Below are 6417 nucleotides of genomic sequence, written 5' to 3' on the forward strand. Positions count from 1 at the left end.
TCGCACCAAGCAATGCACTGACTCTCTCGGGGACGAGGTCATCACCGAAGAATCGAAGTGTTGCTACGGAGTGGTCGAGTGCTCCCATTGGACCCTAACGCCTGAATTAAGCCGCACCGCGAAGCGGCGTCGGCTTGAATGAATTGTTAGGCCGCTGGAGACTAAACAGCAACACATCGTTCACCAAAGATGCGACAAAAGTACATGTATCCGACGTAAGCCGCAACAAGACCAATAGGAATGGCCACCAAGTCATACCCACTGTATCCAACGCCGAAGTAGGCCTTGGCCCCAAGATAGAACACGGCGCGCAGTACGATGGATATACAGATCAGCGCGCCAATCCAGTCCATGAGCTTTCGCATTAGTACCCCCCAATTTATGTGCTTCTATTCCCGCGGCCTAACACCTGAATTATGCTGCGCCGCGAAGCGGCGTCGGCTTGAATGAATTGTTAGGCTGCACCGACGCCAGCCAGCCTGTTGCGGCAGATTGCGTCATGAAGCTCCCCCACAGTCAAGTCGCGCACGACATGCTTGGGCCGTCCCAACAAGCGACCAACCGCCGCGCCGACACCAAGAAGGTCAAGCCCCTCTGGATGGAACAGATATTCATTAGGAGCAAGAACAAATGTTGTGACATAACCGTCTTGGCCGGAAAGCCGAGAATTGAAGTGCTGTGCGGCCACTTGCAGCAGATCGTCACCGTCTCCGCCAGTCACGCCAAGGTCTGCTTCCAAGCGAGTATCCAGCGAAATTCCCTTTGAGTCATCTAGGCCAGCAAATTCACGGACGAAGTTTGCAACTTGAACGAAGGATGGTGGGATCGCTGGAGTGCTCATGTGCAGCCTAACGCCTGAATTAAGCCGAGCCGCGAAGCGGGTTCAGCTTGAATGAATTGTTAGCCGTCACCATAAGGCCCCGACCAAACGTATAACGAACCATCCGGAGGGAATGCCGGGTTTGGCAACTCGTCTCTGTGGAACCCCCGCCCCCAGATTTCTGGCTGCCCCAGAACACGAGATGATCTTTAAAATATCAGATAAGAAGGAAAGTGTGGAGTCAACAATCTCTTGGGCCTTTTCCACATCCGATGCGTGGGAATAGTTGGAGAAGTGGCTGTGAGTAAAGTTTCCGATGTTGATCGTAAGCTCATCTCCGTCATCGCAGACCTAAACATCTCCGAAGTCCGAATGTGCCGCCGGAAAGACAACGACTGCATCAGGAATGCTGCCGATACGGAAGCTCACGTCAGGAAGACGGTTTGGCAGTTGATCTAGAAGCAACGATGAAATTTGCATTGACGGCTAACGCTTGAGTTAAGCCGCGCCGCGAAGCGGCGTCGGCTTGAATGAATTGTTAGGCCTACAGCCAAAGCTGCAGACCGTTGATGACACTGTCCAGAACCCTGGTCTCGAAGTCTTGAAGCTTGCGCCACTTTACAGCGTCCAATTCTGACCACTGCTCTCCAGCAGAAAGGCGCTTGCCAGTGCGTTACGCGTCTTGCCAAACGGCCTGACACCCTGGCTCGCCCGTTAAGCCCTGACGATCCACTATGCGTGAAGCGACAGAGCCAACAAACTCTTTGTCAGCGCCGAGCGCAAGGCCCGTGATTTCGCAGTACGTGTAGTCCGGCGTGGCGGAGGTTGGGAACGAGAGAAGCGCCACTAAGGCGAGAGTTGGAATTCGCATTGTTCTCCCCTGTGGGCCTAATGCTGGAAATAAGCCGAACCGCGAAGCGGTTTCGGCTTGATTGACTGGTTAGGCCAATACAGCCCGAAGAAGGTCGCCGGCCAAGCTGGCAAGCCGACAGACTGATGGTCGCGCGGTGCTTCCGATGCGGGGCTTGCCACGTAAACGCTCCGATGCGGTGACCCGCCAAGTGCCAACTGGCCGATGCGCGGCCGCAAGCCGCAATGCCAACCCAACGAAGAATCCACCCGGCTAACGCCTGAATTAAGCCGATTTGGCCGCGTCAGCGGACATGTTCGGCTTGAATGAATTGTTAGGCCTTACCCAGCACATAGCCTGGGAATGGGGCCTTGTCCGGTAGTCCAAGGAGATGGTACATGGCTGCCTCACCGCAGATCTTGAAGCCAAGTTCACCAGTGCAACCAGAATGATCGATTGCCTCGACTACCGTAATGACTAGAGGAGCTGGTGGTGGAGTTGCTGAGCATGCGGAACGAACTCCGAGTACAACAGCGTTAAGAAGATTTTGTTCTAGGGTGATCTTTGAATTCACAACCACCGACAATGAGTCAGCGGGTTCCGCACTTAGACGAACCGACACATCGTAGCTCGGTCGGCAACCATGGCGAGTGAAGCGGAGCTCGGATTGCATTTGTGAGGCCTAACGCCTGAATTAAGCCGCGCCGCGAAGCGGCGTCGGCTTGAATGAATTGTTAGGCCGCGAACAAGCCACCCCGACAAGCGTCAACGTCCAAGACCAAGTCAAGTTTCCGGTGGCAGTCTGTGCACTCGAATAGGGCAGAGAGCGATTGAGCTGGGCGGTTGTCTGGTGTTGCGTCATTTGCCGGGAACCCCTCACAAGAAACGATAGCCAGCTTGCCCTGCTTAATCCACTCCAGCAGCTATATCTGGACCCAATAGTAATCGCCGGGACGCTGAAACCCGCGCGGGCTTGACCAGTAGTCACAGGAGCGACAAGTGTTCATTAGCGGCCTAACGCCTGGGCTAAGCCGGCCCGCGAAGCGGGCTCGGCTTGAGCGAATTGTTAGGCCTGGATGGGCCAACGAAGGTCGCCAGCAAGGCTGGCAAGTCGACAAGCTGATTGTCTTGCGATGCTTCCGATGCAGGGGTTGCCACGTGGACGCTCCGATGCGATACCGCGCCAAGTGCCAGCTAGTCAGCGCGCGGCCACAAGCCGTGATGCCGAACCAATGAAAACCTACACGCCTAACGCCTGAATTAAGCCGTGCCGCGAAGCGACATCGGCTTGAACGAATTGTTAGGCCTCATTGAGGACGACTTTTCGGAAGTGCTGGACGTATGCACTGCCCAAGCGCGACTCCAGTCTCGCAACCGCATCGAGAGCCTCAGCCACATCGATCGGTCGACCGTCCAGCACAGCCAATGCCTGGCTATGTAGTGCGTAGGCAAATAAAGCAGCCGACGTCTCCGGACTATCGGAGCTTGGGTCTATATGGGCCGACAACAGGACTCTCAGCTCAAAGATCGCAGCGGCTAGTAGTCGTTTCTCTAAATCAACGATGTGCTCGGTCATGAGGCCTAACGCCTGAATTAAGCCGCGCCGCGAAGCGGCGTCGGCTTGAATGAATTGTTAGGCAACATGCCCGCCCACCGCCAATGCGAACAGCGATCTGCGGGGTAGATGTACCGTCCGCGCCAGTCTCCGAAGATACTTACACGAGAGCGAAAGCCGGAGAGGACCTGGCCATCAAGAAGCGAGAATGTAACTGAGTAGTACTCGTTGTTTTCGCCTCTCGGGTCATTGCGGCTGCTGTAGAAAGAAAGCGTGAAGTATGGTGGTTGGTCATTGAAATTGTGATACCAAGAACCGCTTGCCGATACCTGAATTACGTTGTCAAGCTTGCGTATGACGCATTGATTAAGCGAAGTACGAAAGCGTGGGGATGAGACCACAAGACCAGTCACTTCTTTCGCATCATCCTTAGATCGCTTTATCTCAACTTTGACTGGCCCGTAGTGTGAAGGTATTGCCGCAAGTGTGCCATCCGATTGAATAGGTAAAACGCGGTCTTTGTGGGCAAGTGCAGTGCTTGGCAGGACTGAGAGAACCAACAGGGCGAAGAACTTTCTCATGTGGCCTAACACCTGAATTAAGCCGCGCCGCGAAGCGGGTTCGGCTTGAATGATTTGTTAGGGCTCATGCCGGTGTAGTTGAAGCTGCACACGTAGCCGCCCTCCTCAGACTCGAGATTGTCCGATACATATGCTTCATACGCTCCCGGGCGACTGAAGATTGGCACAAGCGAGTCGGCCTCTGAAGCGCGGCCTCTGAGCGAAGTCGGCACCTCGATGCGGGTAGCCGCAGCAAACTTCTCCGGCGCCATCAACTGCGGCTCACCATCCGGAGGCATGTGACCGACTAGGAAGTACCAAGTGTTGTCAGATACGCGGCGGATAGCCAACTCACGGCCATGCCCAGGACCCAAAGAAAGTACCAGCGGATGAGGGGCTCGAAGAGTGCTGGGAGAGTATGCCAGCACGCGTGAGTTGGACAGCCATACCGCAGGCTCGTACCCATCACTTGCCACGGGGCTGTTTGCTAGAAGCGCGGCTAAGAAGATGCTTTTCATGAGCCCTAACACCTGAGATAAGCCGAGCCGCGAAGCGGCTTCGGCTTGAGCAAATTGTTAGGCCTGGATAGCCCAACGAAGGTTGCCAGCAGGGCTGGCAAGTCGACAAGCTGATTGTCTTGCGATGCTTCCGATGCTGGGCTTGCCACGTGGACGCTCCGATGCGGTGACTCGCCAAGTTTCAGCTGGCTGGCGCTAGGCCGCAAGCCGCGATGCCGAACCAGTGAAAAGCCACACGCCTAACGCCTGAATTGAGCCGCACCGCGGCGCGGTGTCGGCTTGAATGAATTGTTAGGCAGCATGCCGAGACCGACGCCGCAGGTAAAGCCCTGCGCCTAACAGCACTATCGCCAGAGCTAAGCTGCCGTAAGAGCGATAAAGTAGACGGGCCGCTACCTGGCAGTACGAATCCACGTGCTCAAGAACGCTGGGGCCGCAATCCCCGAAACGTAGATGAGCAGTTGTTTGGGCGGACAGTAGCCACATGAGCCCGAGCGCCCCGGCTAGAAGCGCCGCAATGAATAGAACCTTTGAAGCCGCATTGAACTTGCTCATGCTGCTTAACGCCCGAATTAAGCCGAGCCGCGAAGCGGCTTCGGCTTGAATGAACTGTTAGACGGCACGCGCCTTCTAGTCATTGATCACTTGTCCGGACTCAAGAACTAAGCGGTCTCTTTGAAATAGACCGTAGAACGAATATCCACCCCTTGAGCCGCGCACACGACGGCTATTGGGGCAATTTATCAAGCGCAGTTGGTCATTTGGAATGGCAGTCGCCACAACATTAGCCCACTCAGATGAAGCCTCCAAGTTCTCAATTCCGATGCGTCTGGCGCTGGCGAGAAGATCTTCTTGACTGAGAGGCGCATACACGTCGCAATGAGGAAAACCAAGCTGCGTCGCAAAAGCTCTCGACTCCATCTTCAGTCCAAGAGCGTTGTGCGTGCACCCTGTAAGCGCTACGGCAGCCAGCAATGCCCAGAGATGTGGATGTCGAAGATTATTGCGGTTGCTGGAATTAATGATCATGCCGCCTAACGCCTGAGTTAAGCCGACCCGTAGCGGGGTGGCGACTGGGTGCTAGCGTAGCGGAAAAGCACCCAGGTGGTGCCCCGATGCGGGTTCGGCTTGAACGAATTGTTAGGCCTCACCACGGGTTGCTCCGGTACTTCGCCAGCCTAGCGAGAATGTCCGGCTTGATACCGCTGTCCCAGACACCGTTGAGCAGTAAACGAAAGCCAGGGTCTCGGCGAGCAAGTAAATCAACCTCCGCAACAACGGCATCTCCGTTGCAGTTGAGAAGATCTTCAAACGGTCCAGCAGCAAGCACTCCCAACAACTGGTTTGGTGATGAGGCATCTATGCGGCCGAGAACTTCTAGAATTGCAGCGAGGCATAAGTCCGGCTGTTCTCTAGGTAGCTCTCGATCGAGCGCAGACGCTTCAACCGTGCCGCCAGCCGATGCATCAGGAGTTGACCATCTCTCAATCCACTCTTCGGCCAATGCAGATGGCGATCTCGTTTCCATGAGGCCTAACGCCTGAGTTAAGCCGTGCCGCAAAGCGGCATCGGCTTGAACGACTTGTTAGGGCCCATTTAGCACGGCCCTGCCGAAAGTGCCATGCCCACCTGGCGAAAGTAGTCTCCGGAGCCCGGGAAGGTTGGGTAGAACGGGGCGGATATGGCACGAACGACGAAGAACGTGCCGATAACGGCAATAGCGAGAACTGTGCGGCGCGGGAGCGACGGGCCCTGGCTTGGTGCGAGCAGAGCAATCGAGAGAGCTGCTAAAGCGAGTGCCGCTAGCATTGCTTGGTTTTGCCAGACATGGCCACCGCAGGATGCGATGCCACGCCAGATGCCGCCGAGTGCAGCAACAAGGAAAGCTAAAGCAACGAGGACTCTGAAACCGCTTGCAGTGATGCTTGGCATGGGCCCTAACGCCTGAATTAAGCCGATCCGCAACGGATCGGTTGTGAGTCAAGAATACAGCCGATATCGGATGTTTGAGCAAAGCCAAGATGCGGGTTCGGCTTGAATGAATTGTTAGGCCTAGTCCGACCAGGACGCGGCGAGCTGATGCAGCCCGGCCGCTAGGACAACTACAAAGCCAA

6 protein-coding genes are annotated in these 6417 nt (G+C 55.7%); all 6 read right to left on the reverse strand.

Annotated elements, in window-relative coordinates:
* Nucleotides 1–454 precede the first annotated feature (454 nt).
* The 6 genes from ACYX7E_RS18800 to ACYX7E_RS18825 all read right to left on the reverse strand — a co-directional run bounded on the left by ACYX7E_RS18800 (nucleotide 455) and on the right by ACYX7E_RS18825 (nucleotide 5831).
* Nucleotides 455–841 (reverse strand): hypothetical protein, encoded by a 387-nt coding sequence (locus ACYX7E_RS18800; RefSeq protein ID WP_462082148.1) that lies wholly within the window; start codon nucleotides 839–841, stop codon nucleotides 455–457.
* A gap of 2129 nt (nucleotides 842–2970) precedes the next feature.
* Nucleotides 2971–3246: a hypothetical protein gene (locus tag ACYX7E_RS18805; protein WP_462082149.1), complete on the reverse strand. Its 276-nt coding sequence runs from the start codon at nucleotides 3244–3246 to the stop codon at nucleotides 2971–2973.
* Between the two features lie 17 nt (nucleotides 3247–3263).
* Nucleotides 3264–3806: a hypothetical protein gene (locus ACYX7E_RS18810; protein WP_462082150.1), complete on the reverse strand. Its 543-nt coding sequence runs from the start codon at nucleotides 3804–3806 to the stop codon at nucleotides 3264–3266.
* Nucleotides 3807–3823: 17 nt separating this feature from the next.
* A complete protein-coding gene (locus ACYX7E_RS18815) occupies nucleotides 3824–4303 on the reverse strand; it encodes a hypothetical protein (RefSeq protein WP_462082151.1) in 480 nt (159 codons plus the stop codon).
* Nucleotides 4304–4933: 630 nt separating this feature from the next.
* The gene (locus tag ACYX7E_RS18820) at nucleotides 4934–5332 is read right to left on the reverse strand and encodes a hypothetical protein (protein WP_462082152.1); all 399 of its coding nucleotides are present in this window, start codon (nucleotides 5330–5332) and stop codon (nucleotides 4934–4936) included.
* 118 nt (nucleotides 5333–5450) lie between these two features.
* Nucleotides 5451–5831 (reverse strand): DUF6869 domain-containing protein, encoded by a 381-nt coding sequence (locus ACYX7E_RS18825; protein ID WP_462082153.1) that lies wholly within the window; start codon nucleotides 5829–5831, stop codon nucleotides 5451–5453.
* Between the last annotated feature and the right edge of the window lie 586 nt (nucleotides 5832–6417).

This window comes from Luteimonas sp. RIT-PG2_3, assembly GCF_054902115.1.

Excerpts from the sequence above, each read along its gene's own strand:
- ACYX7E_RS18800 (WP_462082148.1), bottom strand. The coding sequence starts at position 841 with ATGAGCACTCCAGCGATCCCACCATCCTTCGTTCAAGTTGCAAACTTC.
- ACYX7E_RS18805 (WP_462082149.1), bottom strand. The coding sequence starts at position 3,246 with ATGACCGAGCACATCGTTGATTTAGAGAAACGACTACTAGCCGCTGCG.
- ACYX7E_RS18810 (WP_462082150.1), bottom strand. The coding sequence starts at position 3,806 with ATGAGAAAGTTCTTCGCCCTGTTGGTTCTCTCAGTCCTGCCAAGCACT.
- ACYX7E_RS18815 (WP_462082151.1), bottom strand. The coding sequence starts at position 4,303 with ATGAAAAGCATCTTCTTAGCCGCGCTTCTAGCAAACAGCCCCGTGGCA.
- ACYX7E_RS18820 (WP_462082152.1), bottom strand. The coding sequence starts at position 5,332 with ATGATCATTAATTCCAGCAACCGCAATAATCTTCGACATCCACATCTC.
- ACYX7E_RS18825 (WP_462082153.1), bottom strand. The coding sequence starts at position 5,831 with ATGGAAACGAGATCGCCATCTGCATTGGCCGAAGAGTGGATTGAGAGA.